At 69.9% G+C, this 26,301-nt stretch carries 25 protein-coding genes; 23 read left to right on the plus strand and 2 right to left on the minus strand.

All coding sequences use genetic code 11. The features are described from left to right. Positions 1-53: 53 nt before the first annotated feature. From CJ179_RS41085 to CJ179_RS41140, 13 genes are all read left to right on the plus strand, one after another. Complete coding sequence (locus CJ179_RS41085) at positions 54-1,997, plus strand: acyl-CoA dehydrogenase family protein (RefSeq protein WP_072945252.1); 1,944 nt, start codon at positions 54-56, stop codon at positions 1,995-1,997. A gap of 230 nt (positions 1,998-2,227) precedes the next feature. Beyond that, positions 2,228-3,550: a histidinol dehydrogenase gene (hisD, locus tag CJ179_RS41090; RefSeq protein WP_095865266.1), complete on the plus strand. Its 1,323-nt coding sequence runs from the start codon at positions 2,228-2,230 to the stop codon at positions 3,548-3,550. Beyond that, positions 3,547-4,689, plus strand: a complete 1,143-nt coding sequence (locus tag CJ179_RS41095; protein WP_095865267.1) for a histidinol-phosphate transaminase — start codon at positions 3,547-3,549, stop codon at positions 4,687-4,689. The genes hisD and CJ179_RS41095 overlap by 4 nt, the downstream gene beginning before the upstream one ends. Further along, complete coding sequence (gene hisB, locus CJ179_RS41100; protein ID WP_005247522.1) at positions 4,686-5,300, plus strand: imidazoleglycerol-phosphate dehydratase HisB; 615 nt, start codon at positions 4,686-4,688, stop codon at positions 5,298-5,300. The genes CJ179_RS41095 and hisB overlap by 4 nt, the downstream gene beginning before the upstream one ends. Positions 5,301-5,313: 13 nt before the next feature. Beyond that, the gene (locus CJ179_RS51845; protein ID WP_167372216.1) at positions 5,314-5,466 is read left to right on the plus strand and encodes a hypothetical protein; all 153 of its coding nucleotides are present in this window, start codon (positions 5,314-5,316) and stop codon (positions 5,464-5,466) included. Beyond that, entirely contained in the window at positions 5,466-6,647 is a 1,182-nt protein-coding gene (locus tag CJ179_RS41105) for an MFS transporter (protein ID WP_095865268.1), read from the plus strand. The genes CJ179_RS51845 and CJ179_RS41105 overlap by 1 nt, the downstream gene beginning before the upstream one ends. A 9-nt stretch (positions 6,648-6,656) precedes the next feature. Beyond that, positions 6,657-7,292: an imidazole glycerol phosphate synthase subunit HisH gene (hisH, locus tag CJ179_RS41110; protein WP_072945244.1), complete on the plus strand. Its 636-nt coding sequence runs from the start codon at positions 6,657-6,659 to the stop codon at positions 7,290-7,292. Then, positions 7,289-7,546, plus strand: coding sequence for a hypothetical protein (locus tag CJ179_RS41115; RefSeq protein WP_072945241.1), 258 nt, complete (start codon positions 7,289-7,291; stop codon positions 7,544-7,546). Before hisH ends, CJ179_RS41115 begins: the two co-directional genes overlap by 4 nt. 19 nt (positions 7,547-7,565) lie before the next feature. Continuing rightward, complete coding sequence (gene priA / locus CJ179_RS41120) at positions 7,566-8,300, plus strand: bifunctional 1-(5-phosphoribosyl)-5-((5-phosphoribosylamino)methylideneamino)imidazole-4-carboxamide isomerase/phosphoribosylanthranilate isomerase PriA (protein WP_005247511.1); 735 nt, start codon at positions 7,566-7,568, stop codon at positions 8,298-8,300. A 9-nt stretch (positions 8,301-8,309) separates the two neighbouring features. Further along, on the plus strand, positions 8,310-9,143 hold the full coding sequence (locus tag CJ179_RS41125; RefSeq protein WP_095865269.1) for an inositol monophosphatase family protein: 834 nt from the start codon (positions 8,310-8,312) through the stop codon (positions 9,141-9,143). Next, positions 9,140-9,913, plus strand: a complete 774-nt coding sequence (gene hisF, locus CJ179_RS41130; protein ID WP_072945236.1) for an imidazole glycerol phosphate synthase subunit HisF — start codon at positions 9,140-9,142, stop codon at positions 9,911-9,913. Before CJ179_RS41125 ends, hisF begins: the two co-directional genes overlap by 4 nt. Beyond that, a complete protein-coding gene (gene hisI, locus CJ179_RS41135) occupies positions 9,910-10,254 on the plus strand; it encodes a phosphoribosyl-AMP cyclohydrolase (protein ID WP_095865270.1) in 345 nt (114 codons plus the stop codon). The genes hisF and hisI overlap by 4 nt, the downstream gene beginning before the upstream one ends. A gap of 50 nt (positions 10,255-10,304) precedes the next feature. After that, positions 10,305-10,484, plus strand: a complete 180-nt coding sequence (locus tag CJ179_RS41140; protein ID WP_072945232.1) for a 2-hydroxymuconate tautomerase family protein — start codon at positions 10,305-10,307, stop codon at positions 10,482-10,484. Positions 10,485-10,635: 151 nt separating this feature from the next. On the opposite strand, the gene CJ179_RS41145 is transcribed toward CJ179_RS41140, so the two are convergent. After that, positions 10,636-11,145, minus strand: coding sequence for a MarR family winged helix-turn-helix transcriptional regulator (locus tag CJ179_RS41145; RefSeq protein WP_072945229.1), 510 nt, complete (start codon positions 11,143-11,145; stop codon positions 10,636-10,638). A gap of 202 nt (positions 11,146-11,347) precedes the next feature. On the opposite strand from CJ179_RS41145, the gene CJ179_RS41150 reads away from it, so the two are divergent. Continuing rightward, on the plus strand, positions 11,348-12,127 hold the full coding sequence (locus CJ179_RS41150) for a dioxygenase (protein ID WP_072945226.1): 780 nt from the start codon (positions 11,348-11,350) through the stop codon (positions 12,125-12,127). On the opposite strand, the gene CJ179_RS41155 is transcribed toward CJ179_RS41150, so the two are convergent. Continuing rightward, positions 12,115-12,579 carry a peroxiredoxin gene (locus tag CJ179_RS41155; protein ID WP_072945224.1) on the minus strand — a complete coding sequence of 155 codons (465 nt, stop codon included), beginning with the start codon at positions 12,577-12,579 and terminating at the stop codon, positions 12,115-12,117. The two genes, CJ179_RS41150 and CJ179_RS41155, sit on opposite strands and share 13 nt — an antisense overlap. 59 nt (positions 12,580-12,638) lie before the next feature. Between CJ179_RS41155 and CJ179_RS41160 the strand changes: the two genes are divergently transcribed. From CJ179_RS41160 to CJ179_RS41200, 9 genes are all read left to right on the plus strand, one after another. Then, a complete protein-coding gene (locus CJ179_RS41160) occupies positions 12,639-14,225 on the plus strand; it encodes an anthranilate synthase component I (RefSeq protein WP_179377865.1) in 1,587 nt (528 codons plus the stop codon). Beyond that, complete coding sequence (locus tag CJ179_RS41165) at positions 14,222-14,926, plus strand: TIGR02234 family membrane protein (protein ID WP_095865272.1); 705 nt, start codon at positions 14,222-14,224, stop codon at positions 14,924-14,926. The genes CJ179_RS41160 and CJ179_RS41165 overlap by 4 nt, the downstream gene beginning before the upstream one ends. An 86-nt stretch (positions 14,927-15,012) precedes the next feature. Next, positions 15,013-15,822, plus strand: coding sequence for an indole-3-glycerol phosphate synthase TrpC (trpC, locus tag CJ179_RS41170; RefSeq protein WP_012687986.1), 810 nt, complete (start codon positions 15,013-15,015; stop codon positions 15,820-15,822). Positions 15,823-15,884: 62 nt separating this feature from the next. Continuing rightward, positions 15,885-17,204, plus strand: a complete 1,320-nt coding sequence (gene trpB / locus CJ179_RS41175) for a tryptophan synthase subunit beta (protein ID WP_072945220.1) — start codon at positions 15,885-15,887, stop codon at positions 17,202-17,204. Beyond that, entirely contained in the window at positions 17,201-18,004 is an 804-nt protein-coding gene (gene trpA, locus CJ179_RS41180; RefSeq protein ID WP_072945218.1) for a tryptophan synthase subunit alpha, read from the plus strand. The genes trpB and trpA overlap by 4 nt, the downstream gene beginning before the upstream one ends. Further along, positions 18,001-19,083, plus strand: a complete 1,083-nt coding sequence (gene lgt, locus CJ179_RS41185) for a prolipoprotein diacylglyceryl transferase (protein ID WP_095865273.1) — start codon at positions 18,001-18,003, stop codon at positions 19,081-19,083. The genes trpA and lgt overlap by 4 nt, the downstream gene beginning before the upstream one ends. Beyond that, on the plus strand, positions 19,076-19,915 hold the full coding sequence (locus CJ179_RS41190) for a TM2 domain-containing protein (protein ID WP_072945214.1): 840 nt from the start codon (positions 19,076-19,078) through the stop codon (positions 19,913-19,915). The genes lgt and CJ179_RS41190 overlap by 8 nt, the downstream gene beginning before the upstream one ends. Positions 19,916-20,189: 274 nt before the next feature. After that, a complete protein-coding gene (gltB, locus tag CJ179_RS41195) occupies positions 20,190-24,773 on the plus strand; it encodes a glutamate synthase large subunit (protein ID WP_095865274.1) in 4,584 nt (1,527 codons plus the stop codon). Continuing rightward, entirely contained in the window at positions 24,766-26,268 is a 1,503-nt protein-coding gene (locus tag CJ179_RS41200; RefSeq protein ID WP_072945210.1) for a glutamate synthase subunit beta, read from the plus strand. The genes gltB and CJ179_RS41200 overlap by 8 nt, the downstream gene beginning before the upstream one ends. Positions 26,269-26,301 lie beyond the last annotated feature (33 nt).

Raw genomic sequence — 26,301 nt, forward strand, 5'->3', positions numbered from 1 at the left:
CGCCGATTGGGGGATACTGGCGAGTAGGACTACCCGCCAGTAGGAGGCGCGTCATGGTCGACACCTCAGCTCCGAAGGTCACCGAGGAAGAAGCACGAGCAGTCGCAGAGGAGGCGAGGGAATCCGGCTGGGACAAACCCTCCTTCGCGAAAGAACTGTTTCTCGGACGGTTCCGGCTGGATCTGGTTCATCCCTTCCCACGGCCGGCTGCCGAGGACGCCGCCAAGGCCGAAGAATTCCTCGTTCGCCTCCACGCATACTGCGAGGAGATGGACGGCAGTGTCATCGAATCGCAGTCCCGCATTCCCGACGAATACGTCCGCGGCCTCGCCGACCTCGGGTGCTTCGGCCTGAAGATCTCGGAGGAGTACGGCGGCCTCGGACTCTCCCAGGTCGCGTACAACCGGGCGTTGATGCTCGTCGCGTCGGTGCACCCGAGCCTCGGCGCGCTGCTGTCGGCCCATCAGTCGATCGGCGTCCCCGAACCGCTCAAGCTGGCCGGCACCCCGGAGCAGAAGCGCGAATTCCTGCCGCGCTGCGCCCGCGGCGCCATCTCCGCGTTCCTCCTCACCGAACCCGACGTCGGGTCCGACCCGGCGCGGCTGGCGTCCTCGGCGGTACCCATCGAGGGCGGTGCCGCCTACGAACTGGACGGCGTGAAGCTGTGGACGACCAACGGCGTCGTCGCGGAACTGCTCGTCGTCATGGCGCGGGTACCGAAGAGCGAAGGCCATCGCGGCGGCATCTCCGCCTTCGTCGTCGAGGCGGACACCCCGGGAATCACCGTGGAACGGCGCAACGCGTTCATGGGACTGCACGGGATCGAGAACGGTGTCACCCGTATGTACAAGGTGCGCGTTCCGCGGGAGAACCTGATCGGGCGGGAGGGCGACGGATTGAAGATCGCACTCACCACCCTCAACGCCGGCCGGCTGGCGATTCCGGCGATGTGTGCGGGCGCAGGCAAGTGGTCGCTGAAGATCGCCCGCGAATGGTCCGGTGTCCGCGTCCAGTGGGGCAAAGCCATCGCCGAGCATGCGGCCGTCGCCAACAAGCTGTCGTTCATGGCCGCGACCACGTACGCGCTCGAGGCGGTCGTGGACCTGTCGGCGCAGATGAACGACGAGGGTCGCAACGACATCCGGATCGAGGCGGCGCTCGCCAAACTGTGGTCGTCCGAGATGGCCTGCGTCATCTCCGACGAGCTGATCCAGATCCGCGGCGGTCGCGGATACGAGACAGCGGCGTCGCTGGCCGCCCGCGGTGAACGGGCGGTGCCGGTGGAGCAGCTGGACCGCGACCTGCGCATCAACCGGATCTTCGAGGGGTCCAGCGAGATCATGCGGTTGCTGGTCGCGCGCGAGGCCGTGGACGCGCACCTCACAGCGGCGGGCGATCTCGCCGACCCGCACGCCGACACCGGTGCGAAGGCCCGGGCGGCGGCCAAGGCGAGCGGCTTCTACGCGAAGTGGCTGCCGCAACTCGTGGCGGGCAAGGGACAGGTGCCGACGTCGTTCGGCGAATTCGGCGTCCTGGCCAAGCACCTGCGTTTCGTCGAACGGCACTCCCGCAAGCTGGCCCGCTCCACGTTCTACGGAATGGCCCGGTGGCAGGCTGCCCTGGAGAAGCAGCAGGGCTTCCTCGGCCGGGTCGTCGACATCGGCGCCGAACTGTTCGCGATGTCCGCCACCTGCGTCAAGGCGGAGATGCAGCGGGAGGAGAACGAGGCCGAGGGCGCCGCGGCCTACGAACTCGCCGACGTGTTCTGCCGACAGGCGGCGCTGCGGGTCGAGAAGTTGTTCGACGGTCTGTGGCACAACACCGACGACGCCGACAAGCAGGTCGCGCGCTCGATCCTCGAAGGACGGTACGCGTGGCTGGAGCGGGGAGTGGTCGACCCCAGCGAAGGCACCGGCCCCTGGATCACCGAGTGGACGCCGGGCGCGTCGACCGAGGAGAACCTGGCGAGGAGGTTCCTGCACTCGACCCGTCTCTAGGCCGCCGGATTCCCGCGGCCGGGACGACGCGCAGCACAGTGCGGCACCCGCCGGCGTCACGCCGGCGGGTGCTGTTGCATGCGCGGCCACCGAACTTGAAACCCGGTCGGCCGCCGACCGGTGAAAACGGGGTGCGCCTATCCTGGATAATCGGTGTCGAGCCCTGTTCTCCGCAGAACAGTCCGCTCGTCCGAGACACCGTGTCCCGACAGTCGCAGAGAGGACCTCTCATGCTCGCCCGCACCGACCTTCGTGGTCGTACCCCTTCCACGGCCGAACTTCGCGCCGCACTTCCTCGAGGTGGAGTGGATGTGGACGCGGTCCTGCATCAGGTTCGCCCCGTCGTCGAGGCGGTCCGTGAACGCGGCGCCGACGCCGCCCTCGAATTCAGTGAGAAGTTCGACGGCGTCCGCCCCGCGCAGGTGCGGGTGCCGCAGGCCGAGCTGGACCGCGCCCTCCACGAACTCGACCCCGCAGTCCGCGCCGCCCTCGAGGTCGCGATCGAACGCACCCGCAAGGTCCACGCCGACCAGCGCCGCACCGACACCACCACCGAGGTCGTCCCGGGTGGCACCGTCACCGAACGGTGGGTGCCCGTCGACCGCGTCGGGCTGTACGTCCCCGGCGGCAACGCCGTCTACCCGTCCAGCGTCGTGATGAACGTGGTGCCCGCGCAGGCCGCCGGCGTCCGCTCGCTCGTGGTGGCGTCGCCACCGCAGTCCGAGTTCGGCGGTCTGCCGCACCCGACCATCCTCGCCGCGGCCGCCCTGCTGGGTGTCGACGAGGTGTGGGCCGTCGGCGGCGGTCAGGCCGTCGCCCTGCTCACCTACGGCGGCACCGACACGAACGGTGCCGAACTCGCCCCCGTCGACCTCATCACCGGCCCCGGCAACATCTACGTGACCGCCGCCAAGCGCCTCTGCCGCGGCCTGGTCGGCATCGACGCCGAGGCGGGCCCCACCGAGATCGCGATCCTCGCCGACCACACCGCCGACCCGGTGCACGTCGCCGCCGACATGATCAGCCAGGCCGAGCACGACGTGATGGCCGCCAGCGTGCTCGTCACGTCCAGCGTCGAACTCGCCGACGCCGTCGACACCGCCCTGGCCGCGCAGCTCGAGATCACCAAGCACAAGGAGCGCGTCACCGCCGCGCTGTCCGGCACCCAATCGGGCACCGTCCTGGTCCCCGACGTCGAGGCCGGGCTGCGGGTGGTCAACGCGTACGCCGCCGAGCACCTCGAGATCCAGACCGAGAACGCCACCGCCGTCGCCGCGAAGGTGACCAGTGCGGGCGCGGTGTTCGTCGGGCCGTGGGCGCCGGTCAGCCTCGGCGACTACTGCGCCGGGTCCAACCACGTCCTGCCCACCGCGGGCTGCGCCCGGCACTCCTCGGGCCTGAGCGTGCAGACGTTCCTGCGCGGCATCCACGTGGTCGACTACTCCGAATCCGCGCTGAAGGAGGTCTCCGGCCACGTCATCACCCTCGCGAACGCCGAGGACCTGCCCGCGCACGGTGAGGCCGTGCGGCTGCGGTTCGAGGCGCTGCGGTGACCGCCGCGAACGTGCCCGGTTCGTCGATCGGGGTCGACGCCCTGCCGATCCGCGACAATCTGCGCGGCAAGTCGGCGTACGGGGCGCCGCAGCTGACGGTCCCCGTTCAGCTGAACACCAACGAGAACCCGCACCCGCCGACGAAGGCGCTCGTCGACGACGTCGCGGAGTCCGTGCGGGAGGCCGCACGCGAACTGCACCGCTACCCGGACCGCGACGCGGTGGCGCTGCGCACCGACCTCGCCGCGTACCTCGTTCGCCAGACCGGGGTGCCGGTCACGGTCGACAACGTGTGGGCGGCCAACGGGTCCAACGAGATCCTGCAGCAGCTGCTGCAGGCGTTCGGCGGTCCCGGTCGCAGCGCGATGGGATTCGTGCCGTCGTACTCGATGCACCCGATCATCGCGGACGGCACCGAGACCGAGTGGCTGCCGATCTTCCGGCGCGCCGACTTCGCGCTCGACGTGGAGGCCGCGACCGCGGCGATCGCCGAACGCAGGCCCGACGTCGTGTTCGTCACCAGCCCCAACAACCCGACCGGGCACAGCGTCGGCATCGCGGAACTGCGCCGTGTCCTCGACGCCGCCCCCGGCATCGTGATCGTCGACGAGGCGTACGCCGAATTCTCCGACGCACCGAGCGCCCTGACGCTGATCGACGAGTACCCGTCGAAGCTGGTGGTGTCGCGGACGATGAGCAAGGCGTTCGCGTTCGCCGGCGGCAGGCTCGGATACCTCGCGGCCGCACCGGCATTCATCGAGGCGCTGCTCCTGGTCCGGCTGCCGTACCACCTGTCGGTGGTCACGCAGGCCGCTGCCCGCGCGGCGTTGCGGCACGCGAACGAGACGCTCGGCAGCGTGCACGCCCTCGCGGCGGAGCGGGTGCGGGTGTCGAAGGCATTGGAGGACACGGGTTTCCACGTCATCCCCAGCGACGCGAACTTCATCCTGTTCGGTGAGTTCACCGACAGTGCCCGAGCCTGGCAGGCCTACCTCGACCGCGGAGTGCTGATCCGGGACGTCGGGATCCCCGGATACCTGCGCGCCACCGTCGGGCTGGCCTCCGAGAACGACGCCTTCATCGTGGCGAGCGACGAGATCGCCTCCACCGAACTCACCAGCTCAGGAGACCGAGGATGACCGACCGCATCGCCCGCGTGGAGCGCACCACCAAGGAATCGAGCATCACCGTCGAACTGAACCTCGACGGCACCGGCATCGTCGACGTCTCCACCGGGGTTCCGTTCTTCGACCACATGCTGACCGCGCTCGGCTCCCACGCGAGTTTCGACCTCACCGTCCACGCGAAGGGCGACATCGAGATCGAGGCGCACCACACGGTCGAGGACACGTCGATCGTGCTCGGACAGGCGCTCGGGCAGGCCCTCGGCGACAAGAAGGGCATCCGCCGGTTCGGTGACGCGTTCATCCCGATGGACGAGACGCTCGCCCACGCGTCGGTCGACGTGTCCGGGCGACCGTACTGCGTCCACACCGGCGAACCCGAGCACCTGCTGCACGCCGTCATCGGCGGGTACCCGGGGGTGCCGTACGCGACCGTGATCAACCGGCACGTGTTCGAGTCGATCGCACTCAACGCGCGCATCGCCCTGCACGTGCGCGTGCTCTACGGGCGCGATCAGCACCACATCACCGAGGCCGAGTTCAAGGCCGTCGCCCGTGCACTGCGTGAGGCCGTCGAACCCGATCCCCGCGTCACGGGCGTGCCGTCCACCAAGGGCAGCCTGTGAACCGGACGCATTCGTGAGCGTCGTCCTCGTCTACGTCCTGTTCATCGCCGCGGGTATCGCGGCGGGCGGCGCGTACTCCATGTGGAAGTTCAACAAACTGGCCTCGGGCGTGCTGCTGGCACTGGCGGTGCTGGCAGCCGTGGCGGGCGTTCTCAGGTTGCTGTAGTGCCGGTCGCAGTGGGGGAGCGCCGCGGCCTGCTCCGCACCCGCGGTCTGCCCACCGCGATGGTGATGGGCGCCGCGGCGTTCGGCGGCTGGGCGGTGCTGCTGCCGGTGGTTCCGCTGATCGTCTCGCTGTCCGGCGGCTCGGACACTCTCGCCGGCAGCGTGACGGCCGTGTTCATGGCCGCGACCGTCGCCACCCAACTCGGCGTGCCCCGGCTCCTGCGTAGATGGGGGCACCGGTGGGTGCTCGCCGCGGGCTGCATGCTGCTGGGGCCGCCGTCGCTTCTCCTCCTGCTCTCCACCGAGGCGATCCCGGTGCTGGCGGTGTCGGCCGTCCGGGGATCGGGCTTCGGCATGCTCACCGTCGCGAGCAGTGCGCTGGTCGCGGAACTCGTTCCGCGGCAGATGCTCGGCCGCGCGACGGGTGCGCAGGGAATCGCGGTGGCCGCCGCGCAGATGGTCGGGTTGCCGGCGGGGCTCGCGATCATGGCGCACTGGTCCGCGACCCCCGTCTTCGTGATCGGCGCTCTCATTCCCGCGCTCGCGGTCGTCGCGGTCACGCGGCTCCCCGCGATCCACGCCCCCGCGGATCGCGCGTCGCACGATCGCATCCCGCTCGCCGCCGTGTTGACCCCGTGGCTGTCGATCGCGATCGTGGCGGCCGCGTTCGGCGGTCTGTCCAGCCTGCTGCCGATCGCGATCTCGGAGCGGGCGTCGCTCGCGGGGGTGATCCTCGCCGTGTCGAGCGGGGCGACGCTGATCGGGCGGTACGCCGCGGGATCGTTCTCCGACCGGCTCGGGGTGGGCCGTGCCCTGATTCCCGCCCTGACGTTCGTGTGCCTCGGCCTGGTCCTGTTCGCCGTCGCCGCGGCGGCAGCGGCGCCCGTGCCGCTGCTCGTGTGCGCGGCGCTGGCATTCGGGTTCGGGTTCGGTGCGGTGCAGAACGAGTCGCTCGTCATGATCTTCACCGCCGCGGGACCGGCCCGATTCGGCTCGGCGAGCGCCGGATGGAACATCGGGTTCGACGCCGGCACCGGGTTCGGTTCCCTCGCGCTCGGAGCCGTCGCGTCGGTGGCCGGGTATTCCTGGGTGTTCGGGGTCGCGGCGACGGCGGTCGCGGTGGTCCCGGCCGCCGGAACGGTCGTCGGCCGCGCCCTCCGGCGTCGTTCGGCCGCCGGATAAGGTTGTGTCATGACCGTCTCCACGATTGCCGTCCTCGACTACGGCTCCGGCAACTTGCATTCGGCCACCCGCGCTCTGGCCCGGACCGGCGCGCGCGTCGAGGTCACGTCCGATCACAAGGTCGCACTCGCGGCCGACGGTCTCGTCGTTCCCGGCGTCGGCGCCTTCGCGGCGTGTATGGAGGGGCTCCGCGCGGTGCGGGGGGAGCGGATCATCGGTCAGCGTCTGGCCGGCGGACGGCCGGTCCTGGGGATCTGCGTCGGCATGCAGATCCTCTTCGAACGCGGCGTCGAGTTCGGCGTCGAGGCGGAAGGCTGCGGCGAATGGCCCGGCACCGTCGAACGGCTCCAGGCCGACGTGCTGCCGCACATGGGGTGGAACACCGTCGAGGCACCGGGCAACAGCACGCTGTTCGCCGGTATCGATCCCGACACCCGGTTCTACTTCGTCCACTCGTACGCTGCCCAGACCTGGGAACTGCCGACGCCGGAGCGGCTGGCGCCGCCCGCCCTGACCTGGGCCGATCACGGCGGCAAGTTCCTCGCCGCCGTCGAGAACGGCGCACTGTCCGCCACCCAGTTCCACCCCGAGAAGTCCGGCGACGCGGGCGCTGAACTGCTCCGCAACTGGGTTCGCAGTCTGTGACCGAACCCGGGGACGGGCGCGGCGACCTGTCGATCGGCAGGCTCGCCGTGTACGCGATGGGCGCCGCCACCGCGGTCCTGGTCCTCGCGACCGTGATCATTCTGGTGCTGAAACCGGGCCCCGTCCTCGGGCTGATCGTCGGGTTGCTCGGCGTCGCCGGTGCGATCGCCGCCATGGGTTACGTGTCGAAACGCATGACCCGCAACGCCTACGGCCGCGACCCCGAGGACCCGAAGCCGGGTTCCGACCGCTGAGCGACTAGGGTTGTCGCACGTGAGCCTGGTCCTTTTGCCTGCTGTAGATGTCGTCAACGGTGAAGCTGTTCGCCTCGTCCAGGGGGAGGCAGGAAGCGAGACCGGATACGGCTCGCCTCGTGATGCCGCCCTCGCATGGCAGAACGACGGTGCCGAGTGGGTCCACATCGTCGACCTCGACGCCGCCTTCGGTCGCGGCTCGAACCGTGAACTCCTCGCCGACGTGGTGGGGGAACTCGACGTTCAGGTGGAACTGTCCGGCGGAATCCGCGACGACGCGTCGCTCGAGGCCGCACTGGCCACCGGCTGCGGTCGCGTCAACCTCGGCACCGCCGCCATCGAGAACCCCGAGTGGTGTGCCCGCGCCATCGCCAAGTACGGCGAGAAGATCGCCGTCGGTCTCGACGTGCGCCTCGTCGACGGTGAGTACCAGCTTCGCGGCCGCGGGTGGGTCACCGAGGGCGGGAACCTGTGGGAGACCCTCGCCCGGCTCGACAAGGACGGCTGCTCCCGCTACGTCGTCACCGACGTGAGCAAGGACGGCACTCTCACCGGCCCCAATCTCGAACTCCTCGCGCAGGTCTGCGCGGCCACCGACGCCCCCGTCGTCGCCTCGGGTGGTGTGTCCACCATCGACGACCTCCGGGCGATCGCCGGACTCGTCGACCAGGGCGTCGAGGGATCCATCGTCGGCAAGGCGCTGTACGCGGGGCGGTTCACCCTCCCCGAGGCGCTCGCCGCGGTCTCGGGCTGAGTTCGCGCCATGGCCCTGTCCCGCGATCCCCGGGAACTCCTCGCCGTTGCCAGTGAGCTGCTCGACGGAGTGCACGACCGGTTCGTCTCCGGGGTGGGTGCGCCCAGCGCCGTCCACAAGGGCCCCGACGATTTCGCGACCGCCGTCGACCTCGAACTCGAGAAGCGGCTGACCGGCGAGCTGCGTGACCGGACCGGCATCGACGTCCACGGCGAGGAGTTCGGCGGACCCGACCTCGACAGTGGACCCGTCTGGGTGCTCGACCCCATCGACGGCACCTTCAACTATTCGGCCGGTCTGCCCACCGCGGGCACGCTGCTCGCGCTCCTCGACGACGGGGTTCCCGTTCTCGGTCTCACGTGGCTGCCGCTCGTCGGGCGGCGCTACGCGGCCGTCGCGGACGGCCCGTTGCTCGAGGGCGGTCAGCCGCTGCCGAGTCTCGGCCGCACGTCGCTGGCGTCGTCGATCGTGGGCTTGGGGGCGCTGAACATCGACAGTCGCGGGCGGATCCCCGGCGCGTACCGGCTGCAGGTCCTCGCGCAGCTCAGCCGGGTGTCCTCGCGGATCCGGATCCACGGGTCCACCGGCGTCGACCTCGCGTTCACCGCGGCCGGAATACTCGGCGGTGCGGTGGTGTTCGGCCACAATGCGTGGGACAACGCGGCCGGTGTGGCGCTGGTGCGCGCCGCGGGCGGTGTGGTGACCGATCTGGGCGGCAAGCCCTGGACGGTGACGTCCGATTCGGTGCTCGCCGGAGCGCCCGGGGTGCACGGCGAAATTCTCGATATCCTCGGATCACTGGGTGATCCCCGTTCCGAGCCTTCAGGAGGGCGTACGCAATGACTCTGGCGGTTCGAGTGATCCCGTGTCTGGACGTCGATGCCGGACGCGTCGTCAAGGGCGTCAACTTCGAGAACCTGCGGGACGCGGGCGACCCCGTCGAACTGGCGGCCGCGTACGACGCCCAGGGCGCCGATGAGCTCACGTTCCTCGACGTCACCGCGTCGACCGCCGACCGGGGCACCATGCTCGACGTGGTCAGCCGGACGGCGGAACAGGTGTTCATCCCGCTCACGGTCGGCGGCGGTGTCCGCACCGTCGAGGACGTCGACCGGTTGCTGCGTGCCGGCGCCGACAAGGTGAGCGTCAACACCGCCGCGATCGCGCGGCCCGAGTTGCTCCGCGAACTGAGCGAACGGTTCGGCTCCCAGTGCATCGTGCTGTCGGTGGACGCGCGCACCGTGCCGCAGGGCCAACCGGACACACCGTCGGGGTGGGAGGTCACGACCCACGGCGGCAAGCGCAGCACCGGCATCGACGCGGTCGAGTGGGCGGTCCGCGGCGCCGAACTGGGCGTAGGGGAGATCCTGCTCAACTCGATGGACGCGGACGGCACGAAGGCCGGTTTCGACCTGCCGATGATCCGCGCGGTCCGCGCCGCCGTGCACGTGCCGGTGATCGCCAGTGGGGGAGCGGGCGCCGTCGAGCACTTCGCACCCGCCGTCGGAGCCGGCGCGGACGCCGTCCTCGCCGCCAGTGTCTTCCACTTCGGCGACATGACGATCGGCGACGTCAAGAAGTCCATGCGTGCAGAAGGGATCACCGTCCGATGAGTCTCGACCCGGCCATCGCGTCACGGCTCAAGCGCAACGAGGCGGGACTGTTCAGTGCCGTCGCGCAGGAAAGGTCGACGGGCGACGTCCTGATGGTGGCGTGGATGGACGACGAGGCGCTCGCACGCACCCTCGAGACCCGTAAGGGCACGTACTATTCCCGCTCCCGTCAGCAGTACTGGGTGAAGGGCGAGACGTCCGGTCACACGCAGTACGTCCACGAGGTGCGGCTCGACTGCGACGGCGACACCGTGCTGCTCGTCGTCGACCAGGAGGGGGCGGCGTGCCACACGGGCACGCACACCTGCTTCGACTCGGACGTCCTGCTCGCCGCCGACTAGCGCAGCGGCCCTCGGCGGGATGTTCGTATGCCCTCGGGCAGGATGTCCGCATGCCACTTATTCAGATCAGTCAGACGCCGGGGCTCACGGCGGAGCAGAAGCGTGCCACGATCGAGGCCGTCACGAAGGCGTACGCCGACGCGACGGGTAAGAATGCGGCGACGGTGTGGGTGACGATCACCGAGGTGCCGCGCGACAGCTGGGGAGTCGGCGGGACGCCGCTGGGGTGAGCTGTCGGGACGCCGCTGGGGTGAGCTGTCGGGACGCCGCTGGGGTGAGCTGTCGGGACGCCGCTGGGGTGAGCTGTCGGGACGCCGCTGGGGTGAGCTGTCGGGACGCCGCTGGGGTGAGCTGTCGGGACGCCGCTGGGGTGAGCGGCGGTCAGGCCTTGCCGGTTCCCGAGGCGATGCTCTTGTCGAGTTGGGTGAGCATGGCGCCGGACAGTTCGGACAGTTGACGGACCTGGTCGGCGGAGAGGCCGTCGAAGATCAGTGACCGGACGGATTCGACGTGCGGCGGCGCGGCCTCGACGACCTTGGCCATGCCTTCGTCGGTGAGGACGGCGTCGGAGCCGCGGCTGCCGCGGATGCTTTCGCGGCGCACCCAGCCGGCTTTCTCCATTTTGGTGACGACGTGGGACAGCCGGGACAGGGACGCGTTGGCGCGCTGTGCGAGCAGGGACAGCTGCAGGCGCCGGTTCGATTCGCCGGACAGTGAGGCGAGGACGAAGTACTCGAAGTGGGTGAGTGCCGAGTCGCGTTGAAGCTGGGTGTCCAGTGCGGCGGGGAGCCGGGTGACCAGTGCGATGAGGGTGAGCCAGGCCTCCTGCTGCTCTGCGTCGAGCCATCGGGTGCCGGGCTCTGTCGACGTGCCCTCGTCGTTACCACTCATCGGTGGTGTCCTCCGTCCGTACGTCGCTCCACGCGTGTGCAGCGTGTCCTCCATAGTTAGCACGCCGCGGGGCCGATTCGTGCCCGGGGAATAGTTGCCGCGCCCACGGGTTGACTCCTATAGTAACTTGAAGGTTCAACATTGAGGCGGCGGTGATCCGGCCGGCGTCCTCGATGAGGGATCTCGATCCGAAGGAGTCGCGATGACCGCCACCATGCCCGCACTGTTCCTCAGCCATGGTGCGCCACCGCTGGTGGACAGCGACCTGTGGGTGTCGCAGCTGGCGAAGTGGGCGGGCGACCTGCCACGGCCCAAGGCCATTCTCATGGTGTCGGCACATTGGGAATCGGCGCCGCTCACGATCGGATCCACCACCACCGGCACCCCCCTCGTCTACGACTTCGGGGGCTTCCCCGAACGGTTCTACCGGACCACGTACGAGTCGCCCGGCGCCCCCGAACTCGCGGCGCAGGTCGTGTCCCTGATGCCGGACGACGAGACCGTGTCGCACCAGCCGCATCGCGGCCTCGACCACGGCGCCTACGTGCCGTTGACGGTCATGTACCCCGATGCCGACATCCCGGTCCTCCAGATCTCGCTACCGACCCTCGATCCGCAACGGCTGCTGCACCTCGGTGAGCGGCTGCGTCCCCTGCGCGAGCAGGGCGTGCTGATCGTCGGGTCCGGATTCACCACCCACGGACTGCCGTTCCTGCGCGACCCGTCACCCGACGCGAAGGCGCCGGGCTGGTCCTCGGAGTTCGACGCCTGGGCGGACGAGCGTCTCGCCGCGGGCGACGTGGATTCGCTGATCGATTTCCGCTCGCTCGCGCCGGGCATGCCCTACGCACACCCGACGATCGAGCACTTCGCGCCGCTCTTCGTCACGCTCGGCGCGTCGAGCGACCCCGAGCAGATTCCCCGGCAGGTGATCGACGGTTTCTGGATGGGACTGGCCAAGCGGTCGATTCAGGTGTCCTGACGCGTCCGGAGGAAGGCTAGTGCCTGATCACCGTGCGTGTTCGCGCGGAACTCGCTCGAGATGACCTCGAGCACGGTGCGGTCGGTGTCGATGACAAACGTCGACCGCTTGACCGGGGCGAGTTTGCCGAGCAGTCCGCGGCGCACGCCGAACTGCTCCGCGACGGCTCCGTCGGCGTCCGACAGCAGCGGGTAATCGAAGGACTGCGCCTGCGCGAACGACGCCTGCTTCGCCACCGCATCGGTGCTGATCCCGGCGCGCGACGCCCCCACGGCGGAGAACTCCGTTCCGAGGTCCCGGAAGTGGCAGGCCTCGGCGGTGCAGACCGGCGTCGACGCCGCGGGGTAGAAGAACAGCACGAGGGGGCCGTCCTCGAGGAGGCTCGACAGCGATCGTTCGATGCCGTCCTGATCGGGCAGGGTGAATTCCGGTGCGAGCTGACCTGGCTTCATGGGTGCCGAGGCTACCCGCGCACGCAGACGGTGCGAGTGCGCCTGGGATGATGGTCGGCATGCACGGCGAGCCCACCACGATTCCCGCACCCGAGTCCGCCGCCACCCCGGCCGACGGCGGGTCCGACTCGACCACCACACGTGAGCAGTTCCACGCTCTCGCCGCCGAACACCGGGTCGTCCCGGTGACGCGCAAGGTGCTGGCAGACGCGGAAACACCGTTGTCTGCTTACACCAAGCTGGCGGCGAACCGGCCCGGCACCTTCCTGCTCGAGTCGGCGGAGAACGGCCGATCGTGGTCGCGATGGTCGTTCATCGGCGCGGGCAGTCCCGCCGCACTGACCGTCATCGACGGTGAAGCAGCCTGGTACGGCAACGTTCCCGCGGGCGCGCCGTCCGGCGGCGATCCGATCGCCGCCCTCGGCCAGACCCTCGAACTACTCCGAAGCGAGCGGCTGCCCGATCTGCCGCCGCTGACCGGCGGCATGGTCGGCTTCCTCGGGTACGACGCGGTGCGGCGCATCGAGCGCATCGGCGAGCACGCCACCGACGACCTGCAGATCCCCGAGATGGTGATGCTGCTGGCGACGGATCTCGCGGCCGTCGACCACCATGAGGGCGCCATCACCCTGATCGCCAACGCCGTCAACTGGGACGGCACGGACGAACGCGTCGACGAGGCCTACGACTCCGCGGTGGAGCGGCTGGACCGGATGACACACGCCCTGTCGGCCCCGGCGTCGTCGACCGTGTCCACGTTCGCGAAACCCGCCCCCGACTACCGCCGTCAGCGCACCACCGAAGGGTTCGGCGCCGACGTGCAGAAACTCGTCGGCGACATCGAGGCCGGCGAGGCCTTCCAGGTGGTGCTGTCGCAGCGCTTCGAGATCGACTGCACCGCCGACCCGATCGACGTCTACCGGATGCTGCGCGCGTCCAACCCCAGCCCGTACATGTACCTCCTCAACGTGCCGAACGGCGACGACGAGACCGCGTTCTCGATCGTCGGCTCGAGCCCGGAGGCGCTGGTGACCGTGTCGGAAGGCGTGGCCACCACGCACCCGATCGCGGGCACCCGGTGGCGCGGGCACACCGAGGAGGAGGACATCCTGCTCGAGAAAGACCTGCTCGCCGACGAGAAGGAGAACGCGGAGCACCTGATGCTCGTGGACCTGGGTCGCAACGACCTGGGGCGCGTCTGCGAACCGGGCACGGTGAAGGTCCACGACTACCGCCACATCGAGCGGTACAGCCACGTGATGCATCTCGTCTCCACCGTCACCGGTCACCTCGCGGACGGCAAGCAGGCCCTCGACGCCGTCACCGCCTGCTTCCCGGCGGGAACCCTGTCGGGAGCGCCGAAGGTCAGGGCGATGCAGCTGATCGAGGAACTCGAACCCACCCGCCGCGGCATCTACGGCGGCATCATCGGGTACCTCGACTTCGCGGGCGACGCCGACACGGCCATCGCGATCCGCACCGCCCTGATCAAGGACGGCATCGGGTACGTCCAGGCAGGCGCGGGCGTCGTCGCCGACTCGAACCCCGAATACGAGGACACCGAGGCGCGAAACAAGGCGATGGCGGTGCTCAGCGCGATCGCGGCGGCGCACACGCTGAAGACCCTGGGAGGCGACACGCAGTGAGCGACGCGTCGGAGCCGGCCCGGGACCCCGCGCGGGCGGGGCGCCGCCGATCGATGATCGCGGTGCTGCTCCTCGCCGTCGCCGCAGTGTGCCTGTGGGGCGCCTCACGGATGACGTGGGTGGAGGTCACCTCCTCCGACGGGCTCGGCGAGGAACGCACGTCGGTGCTCGTGGGCGGCACGTGGGCGGCGGCGCTCACGCCGCTGGCGCTGACCCTGGTCGCCGCGATCGCCGCGTCGTTCGCCGTGAAGGGCTGGGCCCTGCGCGTGCTGGGTGTGCTCGTCGCGGTGGTGGCCGTCGCGGCCGCCGTCCCGGCGGTGGGGTTGCTCGTGTCCGGCGCCTCCGACGACGAGGCGGCTCGGCTGGCCGAGCTGCCGGGCCGGGCCGAGGTCCAGTCGGTGTCCGTGCACGCCGGACCCGCCGTTTTCGTGCTGGTGGGGGCCCTGGCGGCGCTCGCCGCCGCGGTGGAACTGGTCCGCAGGCCGAGGGTGCGGGCGGGGTTGTCCTCCAAGTACGACAGCCCGGGTGCGCGACGTGACGCAGCGAAGAAGGCCGGTGCCGATTCCGCCGACGGTCCCGTCACCCAGCGCATGCTCTGGGACGCCCTGGACGCGGGGGAGGACCCCACGGTGGAAGACAAGAAAGCCGAACCTGTCGACCAAGTTGACGGTTCGGACGATGACCCGGGTACCCGGACGTAAACACAATCAGAGTGCCATCTAGGCTGGCTTCACCCCTGATGATGTTCCTCACATCGGGTTTCTGCCCAGAAAGGACTCGGGCCACGATGACCGTTCTCGACTCGATTCTCGACGGGGTGCGCGCCGACGTCGCCGCCCGCGAAGCCGTCCTTGACTTCGCCGCAGTCAAGGCTGCCGCCGCCGCCGCACCGCCGGCCCTCGATGCCGCGGCCGCCCTGCTCGAGCCGGGCATCGGAGTCATCGCCGAGGTCAAGCGCGCCAGCCCCTCGAAGGGTGCGCTCGCCGACATCGCCGATCCCGCCGAACTGGCCGCCGCCTACCAGGCCGGTGGCGCCCGCGTGATCAGCGTGCTCACCGAGGAGCGCCGGTTCCAGGGGTCCCTCGCGGACCTCGACGCCGTCCGCCGCGCGGTGAGCATCCCGATCCTCCGCAAGGACTTCATCGTCGGGCCGTACCAGATCCACGAGGCCCGCGCGCACGGCGCCGACATGGTGCTGCTCATCGTCGCCGCCCTCGAGCAGGACGCGCTCGCGTCGCTGATCGACCGGACGGAGTCGCTGGGTATGACGGCCCTCGTCGAGGTCCACACCGAGGAAGAAGCGAACCGGGCGATCGAGGCGGGCGCCAAGGTCATCGGTGTCAACGCGCGCAACCTCAAGACGCTCGAGGTCGACAAGAACACGTTCGGCGAGATCGCTCCCGGGCTGCCCACCGAGATCATCAAGATCGCGGAGTCCGGGGTGCGCGGCACGGCCGACCTGCTGGCGTACGCCGGTGCGGGAGCCGACGCGGTGCTGGTCGGCGAAGGCCTCGTCACCAGCGGTGATCCGCGCAAGGCGGTGGCCGATCTGGTCAACGCCGGCGCGCACCCGTCCTGCCCCAAGCCGTCGCGCTGAGGTAGCCCCGGCGGACCTGACCCGGACGGCGGCGGAACCCGGCCTCGAGGCAGACTGGACCTGTGACTTCACGTAATCAGGAAACCGTCTTCAAGGGTGGCAATCTGCCGCCTGCCAGCGCCGGAATCGCCGAGCGTACGACGCACGACCCCGATGCCGGAGGACACTTCGGCGTGTACGGCGGACGGCATGTGCCGGAGGCCCTGATGGCGGTGATCGAGGAGGTCACCGCCGAGTACGAGAAGGCGCGCGGCGACGAGTCGTTCCTGAACGAACTCGACCGCCTCCAGCGCGACTACACCGGCCGTCCGTCCCCGATCTTCGAGGCGACGCGGATGAGCGAGTTCGCCGGTGGGGCGCGGCTGATCCTCAAGCGCGAAGACCTCAACCACACCGGCTCGCACAAGATCAACAACGTGCTCGGGCAGGTGCTGCTCGCCAAGCGCATGGGCAAGACCCGCATCATCGCAGAAACCGGTGCCGGCCAGCACGGCGTGGCCACCGCCACCGCCTGCGCGCTCCTCGGTCTGGAATGCATCATCTACATGGGCGCCGTCGACACCGAGCGGCAGGCGCTGAACGTCGCCCGCATGCGGCTGCTCGGATCGGCGGTCGTGTCCGTCGAGTCGGGGTCGAGGACCCTGAAGGACGCGATCAACGAGGCGCTGCGCGACTGGGTCACCAACGCCCACAACACCTACTACTGCTTCGGCACCGCCGCCGGACCGCACCCGTTCCCGACCATCGTCCGCGACTTCCAGCGCGTCGTCGGTCTCGAGACGCGGGTCCAGGTGCAGGCGCTGACCGGCCGGCTGCCCGACGCCGTGACGGCGTGCGTCGGCGGCGGGTCCAACGCCATCGGCATCTTCCACGCCTTCCTCGACGACCCGTCCGTGCGACTGGTCGGGTACGAGGCCGCCGGTGACGGCGTCGAGACCGGAAGGCACGCCGCCACGTTCGCGGGAGGCACCCCGGGCGCGTTCCAGGGCGCGTACTCGTACCTGCTGCAGGACGAGGACGGCCAGACCATCGAGTCGCACTCGATCTCCGCGGGCCTCGACTACCCCGGGGTCGGCCCGGAACACGCGCTCCTCAAAGACATCGGCCGCGCCACCTACGAGCCGGTCACCGACTCGGAGGCCATGGACGCGCTGCGTCTGCTGTCCGAGCGTGAGGGCATCATCCCGGCCATCGAGTCCGCCCACGCCGTCGCCGGTGCACTGCGACTGGGCCGCGAACTGGGGGAGGGCGCGATCATCGTCGTCAGCCTGTCCGGGCGCGGCGACAAGGACATGGACACGGCAGCCAAGTGGTTCGGACTGTTCGATCCGGACGACTCGACCGAGACCACCACGACTGACAAGGAAGGTTCGGCCAAGTGAGCGAACGACTCTCGCGCCTCGCCCCGACGTTCGCGCAGTGCCGCGAGGAGAAGCGTGCCGCGCTCGTCGGGTACCTCCCGGCCGGGTTCCCGACCGTGCAGGAATCCATCGACGTGTTCAAGGCGATGGTCGAATCCGGTTGCGACATCGTCGAGGTCGGCATAGCCTACTCCGACCCGGTGATGGACGGACCCACCATTCAGGCGGCGGCCGAGACGGCGCTGAAGAACGGCGTCCGGGTACGCGACGTGTTCACGGTGGTCGAGGCGATCGCCTCCGTCGGCGGCAAGGCCGTCGTGATGACGTACTGGAATCCGGTTCTGCAGTACGGCGTCGACAAGTTCGCCCGCGATCTGGCGAGCGCAGGCGGCCTCGGGCTGATCACCCCCAACCTCATCCCCGAGGAAGCCGGCGAGTGGATCGCGGCGTCGAAGGAACACGACCTCGACCGGATCTTCCTCGTCGCGCCGTCGTCGACCGAGGAGCGTCTCGCGATCACCCTCGACGCCAGCAGCGGGTTCGTCTACGCCGCGTCCACGATGGGTGTCACCGGCGCCCGTGACGCCGTGTCGTCGATGGCACCCGAACTGACGGCCCGCATCCGCGCCCACTCGGACATTCCGGTGGGTGTCGGACTGGGTGTCCGCTCCGGCGCGCAGGCCGCCGAGATCGCCGCCTACGCCGACGCGGTCATCGTCGGATCCGCGCTGGTCACCGCGGCGGAGAGCGGTCTGGACGCGGTGCGCTCGCTGACGGAGGAACTCGCCGAGGGCGTTCGCTCCGCTACCGTGGCGTCGTGACTTCCACTGTGGACGTACTGGCCTACATTCCGAGTCCGCCCCAAGGTGTCTGGTATGTCGGACCGGTGGCCCTGCGCGCGTACGCGCTGTTCATCATCGTCGGGATCGTCGTCGCGATCGTGTGGGGCGACCGTCGCTGGGTCGCCCGCGGCGGCGAGAAGGGCACCGTCCTCGACATCGCCATCTGGGCGGTGCCGTTCGGCCTGATCGGCGGCCGCCTCTACCACGTGATGACCGACTGGCCGACGTACTTCGGGGAGGGCGGCGACCCCGTCGACGCCCTGAAGGTGTGGCAGGGCGGCCTCGGCATCTGGGGCGCCGTGGCGCTCGGCGGTGTCGGTGCCTGGATCGGTTGCCGGCGCCGCGGCATCCCGCTGCCGGCGCTCGGCGATGCGGTCGCGCCCGCCATCCTGCTCGCGCAGGCGATCGGACGGCTCGGAAACTACTTCAACCAGGAACTCTACGGTCGCGAGACCGACGTTCCGTGGGGGCTCGAGATCTTCGAGCGCCGCAACGACGTCGGCCAGGTGTCTCCGCAGCTGATCGACGGGGTGTCCACCGGCGAGGTCGCGTTCGTGGTGCATCCGACGTTCCTGTACGAGGCACTGTGGAACGTGCTGATCGTGATCCTGCTCGTGTGGGTCGATCGCCGATTCCGCATCGGGCACGGCCGCCTCTTCGCCCTGTACGTAGCCGGGTACTGCGCCGGGCGCTTCTGGATCGAATTGATGCGCAGCGACCACGCGAGCCTCATCGCCGGTGTCCGCGTGAACTCGTTCACCTCCGCCCTGGTGTTCGTCGCGGCCGTGGTGTACTTCTTTGCTGCCACGAAGGGGCGCGAGGATCCGGCCGACCTGCGGCCTGTCGACGGCGAACCGGTCGCGGACGGCACCGCACCGGCGGAGCCGGACGAGACCGCACCGGCGAAGGGGGAGAAGAAGGTCGAGGGCAGGGACGAGGACGGGAAGGCGTCCGCATCGGAGTCGGTATCGGACGACAAGGCCGCGAGCACTGCGAGTGCCGGCGGGGATGCGGGCACGAAGACCATCGACAGCAAGAAGGATGACGCGAATGACTGAACCGGGGAAAGCATCCGACGATTCCGGCAAGGGTGCATCCGAGGACGCACACAAGGTCGACCTGGGTAAGAGCAGCGACGGCACCGAGAACAGCAGCGACTCGAGCCTGCCGCCCGAATTCGGCTCGCCCTTCGACTACGACGCCACCGCCGAGGCCTCGCTGTCCCAGCCGCCCGCCACGTCCGACGCGACGCCGTCACCGGGGTCGTCCGGAACGGGACCGGGCTGGGACACCTATTCGGGTGTCGGTAACGGCCCGGGCTGGGGGTCGACGCCCACCTACCCGTCGCCGGGCGGAACCGAGCCGACGGCCCCGTTCCCGAACGTGGGCGAGCCGACTTCGCCGACCGCGCCGTACACCGGGTACGAGAAGCCCCAGCAGCCGGACGGTCCGACCTACGGGGCGCCGGATCCGAATTACGGCGCGCAGTACGGGGCTGCTCCGCAATCGCCGCAGGACTACCAGCAGCCCGGGTACCAGCAGCCGGGGTACGGACAGCAGCAGGGTTACCCCCAGCAGGGGTACCCGCCGCCCGGGTACGCCCCCGGCTACAACGCGTACGCCGATCCGTCGGCGCCGTTCGGCAGGCACCCGCTGACGGGTGAGCCGTACTCCGACAAGTCCAAGTTGACCGCCGGGCTGCTGCAGATCTTCCTCGGCGCGTTCGGCGTCGGGCGGTTCTACCTGAACCAGCCCGGCATCGCCGTGGCGCAGATCGCCGTGACGTGGCTGACCTGTGGAATCGGCGGCATCTGGCCGCTGGTCGACGGCATCATGATGCTGACCGGGAGCGTGAAGGACCAGTACGGACGGCCCCTGCGGGACCAGTGACGATCCCCGGACACCGTGTGGCCCGTGTTGCTGATGCGACACGGGCCACCGCCCGTTCCGGGCCCGATTCGGCATATCTTGCCGGGTATCGGTCCTGGTAAGCTGAGCGCGCCGGATGTATGTCCGGTAACAACCTTCACGGGCCGATGCTGTCCCGGTAGACCCCCGAAAAGCAGTTAGCGCCCGTCGTGGCGACCCCGCTAGCGGAGGCCGCCGACAGCACGTGCGGAGCGCACACACTGGTGGTCTTCCCGGCCGATGTGGAGGTATATCGGTGCTGTTCTCGCAGTTGCCCGGTCCCCAGGGCTTGTACGACCCGGACCAGGAAGTCGATTCCTGCGGTGTCGCCATGGTCGCGGACGTGCACGGCCGCCGCTCCCACTCCATCGTCTCCGACGGCCTCCTCGCTCTCGAGAATCTCGAGCACCGCGGCGCGGCGGGATCCGAACCGAACAGCGGCGACGGCGCCGGCATCCTGCTCCAGCTCCCCACCGAATTCTTCGGGGCTCTCGCCTCGTTCGACCTCCCCGCGCCCCTGGACGACGGCAGCAGCACGTACGCGGCGGGCATCTGCTTCCTCCCGCGGGACCCGCAGGCGCGGGCGGCCGCGCAACGACGCGTGTCCGACCTCGCGGACGAGGAGGGCCTCCAGATCCTCGGCTGGCGTCCGGTGCCCGTCGATCCGGACGGCGCGGATGTCGGCTCGACGGCCCGCGCCTGTGCTCCGCACATGAGCCAGTTGTTCGTCGCCGGACCCGCCGTCGGCGGGATCCGGCCCGGCGGGCTCGACCTCGACCGTCTGGTCTACCCGCTGCGCAAGCGGGCCGAGCAGGTCACCCCCGACATCGAGTCGGAGGGCAGCGGCGTGTACTTCCCGTCGCTGTCGAGCCGGACGATCGTCTACAAGGGAATGCTGACCACGTCCCAGTTGGCGCGGTACTTCCCGGACCTGCGCGACCCGCGGATGGCGAGCGCGATCGCGATCGTGCACAGCCGGTTCTCGACCAACACGTTCCCGTCCTGGCCGCTCGCGCACCCGTTCCGGTTCGTCGCGCACAACGGGGAGATCAACACGGTCCGCGGCAACCGGAACCGCATGCGCGCCCGCGAGGCGTTGCTGTCGAGTGCGGTGATCCCGGGCGACCTGCGCAGGCTGTATCCGATCTGCACCCCCGACGCGTCGGATTCGGCGTCGTTCGACGAGGTGCTCGAACTGCTGCACCTCGCCGGCCGCAGCGTGGCGCACGCGGTGATGATGATGGTGCCGGAGGCGTGGGAGAACGACACGTCGATGTGCCCGGACCGGCGGGCGTTCTACCAGTTCCACGCGTCGCTGATGGAGGCGTGGGACGGACCGGCGTGTGTGACGTTCACCGACGGGACCGTGGTCGGCGCCGTGCTGGACCGCAACGGCCTGCGCCCGGGACGCTGGTGGCAGACCGTCGACGGGCGGGTGGTCCTCGCGAGCGAGAGCGGTGTCCTCGACGTCCCGCAGTCGGAGGTCGTGGCCAAGGGCCGCCTCGAGCCGGGGCAGATGTTCCTGGTCGACACGTCCGAGGGCCGCATCGTGCCCGACGAGGAGATCAAGATGCGGCTCGCGGCGGAGTGGCCGTACGCCGAGTGGCTGTACGCCGGTCTGCTCGAACTGAAGACGCTGCCGGATCGCCCGCACGCGCAGCACAACCACGAGTCGGTGGTGCGGCGGCAGGTGGCGTTCGGGTACACCGAGGAGGATCTGCGCATCCTGCTCGCCCCGATGGCCACGTCCGGCGGCGAGCCACTCGGTTCGATGGGGACGGACACGCCGATCGCCGTCATGTCGCAGCGGTCGCGGCTGCTCTACGACTACTTCGTCGAACTGTTCGCGCAGGTCACGAACCCGCCGCTCGACGCGATCCGCGAGGAGATCGTGACGTCGCTGTCGCGGGTCATGGGTCCGGAGCAGAATCTGCTCGAGCCGACCGCGGCGTCGTGCAGGCAGATCGTGCTGCCGTGGCCGGTGCTCGACAACGAAGAGCTGAACAAGATCATCCACGTGAACGCGGACGGCAACCATCCCGGGCTCGCCGCGGCGGTGCTGCGCGCGCTGTACGACGTCGAGCGCGGCGGTGCGGGGATGGCCGAGGCGATCGAGGAGTTGCGGGCGCAGGCGAGCGCCGCCATCGCGGACGGCTACCGGACGCTGGTGATCTCGGACCGCGACTCCGACCACACCCGCGCGCCGATCCCGTCGCTGCTCGCGGTCGCCGCGGTGCACCATCACCTGGTGCGGACGAAGGAACGCACCAAGGTGGCGCTGGTCGTCGAATCCGGTGACGCCCGCGAGGTCCACCACCTGGCGCTGCTCATCGGGTACGGCGCCGCGGCCGTCAACCCGTACCTCGCGATGGAGTCGATCGAGGACCTCGTGTCCGAGGGCGAACTCACCGGCGTCGAGCACACGATCGCCGTGCGGAACTACCTCACCGCGCTCGGCAAGGGTGTGCTCAAGGTGATGTCGAAGATGGGCATCTCCACCGTCGGTTCGTACACCGCGGCGCAGGTGTTCGAGGCGATCGGCCTGGACCGCGACCTCGTCCACGAGTACTTCACGGGCACGGTCAGCAAGCTGGGCGGCGCCGGTCTCGACGAGATCGCCCGCGAGGTCACCGTCCGCCACCGGCAGGCGTACCCGGACAACCCGGCCGAGTTCGCCCACCGGCGGCTCGAGGACGGCGGCGAGTACCAGTTCCGCCGCGACGGCGAACTGCACCTGTTCACCCCGGAGACGGTCTTCCTGCTGCAGCACGCCACCCGCACCGGTCGGCACGAGGTGTTCGCGAAGTACAGCGAGGAGGTGAACAGGCTGGCCGAGGCCGGTGGCGCACTGCGCGGCCTGTTCACGTTCCGCGAGGGCGTGCGCCCGCCCGTGCCGCTGGACGAGGTGGAACCGGTCGAGCGGATCGTCACCCGGTTCAACACCGGCGCGATGAGCTACGGCTCCATCTCCGCCGAGGCCCACGAGACGATGGCCGTCGCGATGAACAATCTCGGCGGACGCTCCAATACGGGCGAGGGCGGCGAGAACGTCGACCGTCTGTACGATCCGTCGCGCCGCAGCGCCGTCAAGCAGGTGGCGAGCGGGCGGTTCGGCGTCACCAGCGACTACCTGATCAACGCCAGCGACATCCAGATCAAGATGGCGCAGGGCGCCAAGCCCGGTGAGGGCGGCCAGTTGCCGGCGTACAAGGTGTATCCGTGGGTCGCGGAGACCCGGCACTCGACGCCGGGGGTCGGGCTGATCTCCCCGCCGCCGCACCACGACATCTACTCGATCGAGGATCTCGCGCAGCTGATCCACGATCTGAAGAACGCCAACGACCGGGCCCGGGTCCACGTGAAGCTGGTCAGCTCGGTGGGTGTGGGAACCGTCGCCGCCGGCGTCAGCAAGGCGCACGCCGACGTGGTCCTCATCTCCGGGAACGACGGCGGAACCGGCGCCACCCCGCTGACGTCGATGAAGCACGCCGGGGCGCCGTGGGAGATCGGGCTGGCCGACGCCCAGCAGACACTCGTGCTCAACGGTCTCCGCGATCGCATCACCGTCCAGTGCGACGGCGGGATGCGGACCGGACGGGACGTCGTGGTCGCGGCGCTGCTGGGTGCGGAGGAATTCGGGTTCTCGACGGCCCCGCTGATCGTGGCGGGCTGCATCATGATGCGGGTGTGCCACCTCGACACCTGCCCGGTCGGTGTCGCCACCCAGAACCCGGAGCTGCGGAAGCGGTACACCGGCAAACCGGAATTCGTGGAGGAGTTCTTCCGGTTCGTCGCCGAGGACGTGCGCCGGTACCTGGCGAACCTCGGGTTCCGCAGCATCGACGAGGCCGTCGGTCACGCCGACGTCCTCGAGACCGCGCAGGGGATCGCCCACTGGAAGAACCGCGGACTCGACCTCACCCCGATCTTCGCCGTGCCCACCGGGCCGGACGGGGAGCCGCTGCCGCAGCGGCGCCGGGACCGCGACCAGGACCACGGTCTGGACCGGGCACTGGACCGCACGCTCATCCAGCTGGCGGAGGGTGCCCTCGAGGACGCCCACGCCGTGGAGATCGAGATGCCGGTGCGCAACGTCAACCGGACCGTCGGCACGCTGCTCGGCGCGGAGGTCACCCGCCGCTACGGCGCCGCCGGGCTGCCGGACGACACGATCCGGCTCACGTTCACCGGCTCGGCGGGGCAGTCGCTCGGCGCGTTCCTGCCGCCGGGCATCACCATCGACCTGACCGGGGACGCCAACGACTACGTCGGCAAGGGATTGTCGGGTGGGCGGATCGTGGTCCGTCCCGCCGACGACGTCCTGTTCGTCCCGGAGACGCAGGTGATCGCGGGCAACACCCTGCTCTACGGCGCCACCTCCGGGGAGGTCTATCTCCGCGGACGCGTCGGCGAACGCTTCTCGGTGCGCAATTCCGGTGCGTCCGCCGTCGTGGAGGGTGTCGGCGACCACGCCTGCGAGTACATGACGGGTGGGCGGGTCGTGATCCTCGGACCGACCGGACGGAACATGGCGGCCGGCATGTCCGGCGGCATCGCGTACGTCCTCGACCTGGACCCGGAGGACGTGAACCAGGCGATGGTGAAGCTGATGCAACCCGACCCGGACGATCTGGACTGGTTGCGCGGCGCCGTCACCCGGCACCACCGGTGGACCGGTTCCGCGGTCGCGGCGTCGGTGCTCGCCGACTGGCCCCGGCGGTCCGCGCTGTTCACGAAGGTGATGCCGGTGGACTACCAGCGGGTGCTGGACGCGACCCGGATGGCGAAGGCGGAGGGACTCGACGTCGACACCGCGATCATGGAGGCGGCACGTGGCTGATCCCCAGGGCTTTCTGCACATCGTCAAGAAGGAGGCGCGCAAGCGTCCGGTCGCGGAGCGGATACACGACTGGAACGAGGTGTACGCGCCGCAGAGTTCCGCGGAGCGGTCCGCCGAGGTGTCCGAACAGGCCGCGCGGTGCATGGACTGCGGAATCCCGTTCTGCCACTCGGGAAGTGCGGGCTGCCCGCTGGGCAACCTGATCCCGGAGTGGAACGACCTCGTGCGGCGCGGCCGCTGGTCGGCGGCGAGCGAGCGGCTGCACGCCACCAACAACTTCCCGGAGTTCACGGGCCGGGTGTGCCCGGCGCCGTGTGAGTCGGCGTGTGTGCTTTCGCTCGCCGACACGCACACGACGGGCAGTGTCACGATCAAGCGGATCGAGCAGGCCATCGCGGACGTCGCGTGGGAGTCGGGGACGGTGGTGCCCACACCGCCGATGATCGCCACGGGACGGAAGGTCGCGGTGGTCGGTTCCGGTCCGGCCGGTCTGGCGGCGGCTCAGCAGCTGACCCGGGCGGGGCACGACGTCACCGTCTACGAGCGCGACGACCGGCTCGGGGGACTGCTGCGGTACGGCATCCCGGAATTCAAGATGGAGAAGGCAATTCTCGATCAGCGCCTGATGCAGATGCGCGCCGAGGGAACCCACTTCGTCACCGACTGCGAGGTCGGCGTCGACCTCACCGTGGAGCAGATGAGCGCGAACTTCGACGCGGTCGTGCTCGCGATCGGTGCGCTGCGGGCCCGCGACAACACCACCGTCGAGGGCCGGGAGCTGAACGGTATTCATCTCGCGATGGAGCACCTCGTCACCTCGAACAAGGAATGCGAGGGCGACGGTCCCGCGGACATCACCGCCAAGGGCAAACACGTCGTCATCATCGGCGGCGGCGACACCGGCGCCGACTGCCTCGGAACGGCGCACCGCCAGGGCGCGCTGTCGGTGACCCTGCTGGACTACAACCCGGAGTTGCCGACCGAACGGGACGAGGAGGCGACGCCGTGGCCGGCGTGGCCGATGGTGCTGCGGACGTCGCCCGCGCACGCCGAGGGCGGTGTCCGCCGGTACCAGGTCGCGGTGCAGCGGTTCCTCGGCGATGCGAACGGGAACGTCCGGTCCATGGTGCTCGCCGAGGTCGAAGTCACCCGCGAGGACGGCAAACGCATCATCACGCCGGTCGGCGAGGAGATCGAATTGCCGTGCGAACTGGCACTTTTCGCGATCGGCTTCGAGGGCGTCGATCTCGGTCCGCTGCTCGACGACTACGGGTTGTCGCCGACCCGGCGCGGAGCGCTCTCCTGCGGCCCGGACTGGCAGACCACCGCACCCGGGGTCTTCGTCTGCGGGGACGCACATCGCGGCGCATCGCTCGTCGTGTGGGCGATCGCGGAGGGCCGGTCCGCGGCGCACGCCGTCGACGTGTACCTGACAGGGGCGTCGGACCTCCCGTCGCCGGTGCATCCGACGGCGCTTCCGCTGGCAGTCGTCTAAATGGAGAAGGGCGCGCGGGGCGACTAGGCTCGA

The sequence above is a fragment of the Rhodococcus sp. ACS1 genome, from assembly GCF_002300155.1.
GTDB classification, from domain to species: Bacteria; Actinomycetota; Actinomycetes; order Mycobacteriales; family Mycobacteriaceae; genus Rhodococcus_F; species Rhodococcus_F koreensis.

Excerpts from the sequence above, each read along its gene's own strand:
- CJ179_RS41085 (WP_072945252.1), top strand. The coding sequence starts at position 54 with ATGGTCGACACCTCAGCTCCGAAGGTCACCGAGGAAGAAGCACGAGCA.
- hisI (WP_095865270.1), top strand. The coding sequence starts at position 9,910 with ATGAGTCTCGACCCGGCCATCGCGTCACGGCTCAAGCGCAACGAGGCG.
- CJ179_RS41190 (WP_072945214.1), top strand. The coding sequence starts at position 19,076 with ATGACTGAACCGGGGAAAGCATCCGACGATTCCGGCAAGGGTGCATCC.
- CJ179_RS41160 (WP_179377865.1), top strand. The coding sequence starts at position 12,639 with ATGCACGGCGAGCCCACCACGATTCCCGCACCCGAGTCCGCCGCCACC.
- CJ179_RS41140 (WP_072945232.1), top strand. The coding sequence starts at position 10,305 with ATGCCACTTATTCAGATCAGTCAGACGCCGGGGCTCACGGCGGAGCAG.
- hisH (WP_072945244.1), top strand. The coding sequence starts at position 6,657 with ATGACCGTCTCCACGATTGCCGTCCTCGACTACGGCTCCGGCAACTTG.
- hisF (WP_072945236.1), top strand. The coding sequence starts at position 9,140 with ATGACTCTGGCGGTTCGAGTGATCCCGTGTCTGGACGTCGATGCCGGA.
- hisB (WP_005247522.1), top strand. The coding sequence starts at position 4,686 with ATGACCGACCGCATCGCCCGCGTGGAGCGCACCACCAAGGAATCGAGC.
- CJ179_RS41125 (WP_095865269.1), top strand. The coding sequence starts at position 8,310 with ATGGCCCTGTCCCGCGATCCCCGGGAACTCCTCGCCGTTGCCAGTGAG.
- CJ179_RS41150 (WP_072945226.1), top strand. The coding sequence starts at position 11,348 with ATGACCGCCACCATGCCCGCACTGTTCCTCAGCCATGGTGCGCCACCG.
- hisD (WP_095865266.1), top strand. The coding sequence starts at position 2,228 with ATGCTCGCCCGCACCGACCTTCGTGGTCGTACCCCTTCCACGGCCGAA.
- CJ179_RS41145 (WP_072945229.1), bottom strand. The coding sequence starts at position 11,145 with ATGAGTGGTAACGACGAGGGCACGTCGACAGAGCCCGGCACCCGATGG.
- CJ179_RS41155 (WP_072945224.1), bottom strand. The coding sequence starts at position 12,579 with ATGAAGCCAGGTCAGCTCGCACCGGAATTCACCCTGCCCGATCAGGAC.
- trpC (WP_012687986.1), top strand. The coding sequence starts at position 15,013 with ATGACCGTTCTCGACTCGATTCTCGACGGGGTGCGCGCCGACGTCGCC.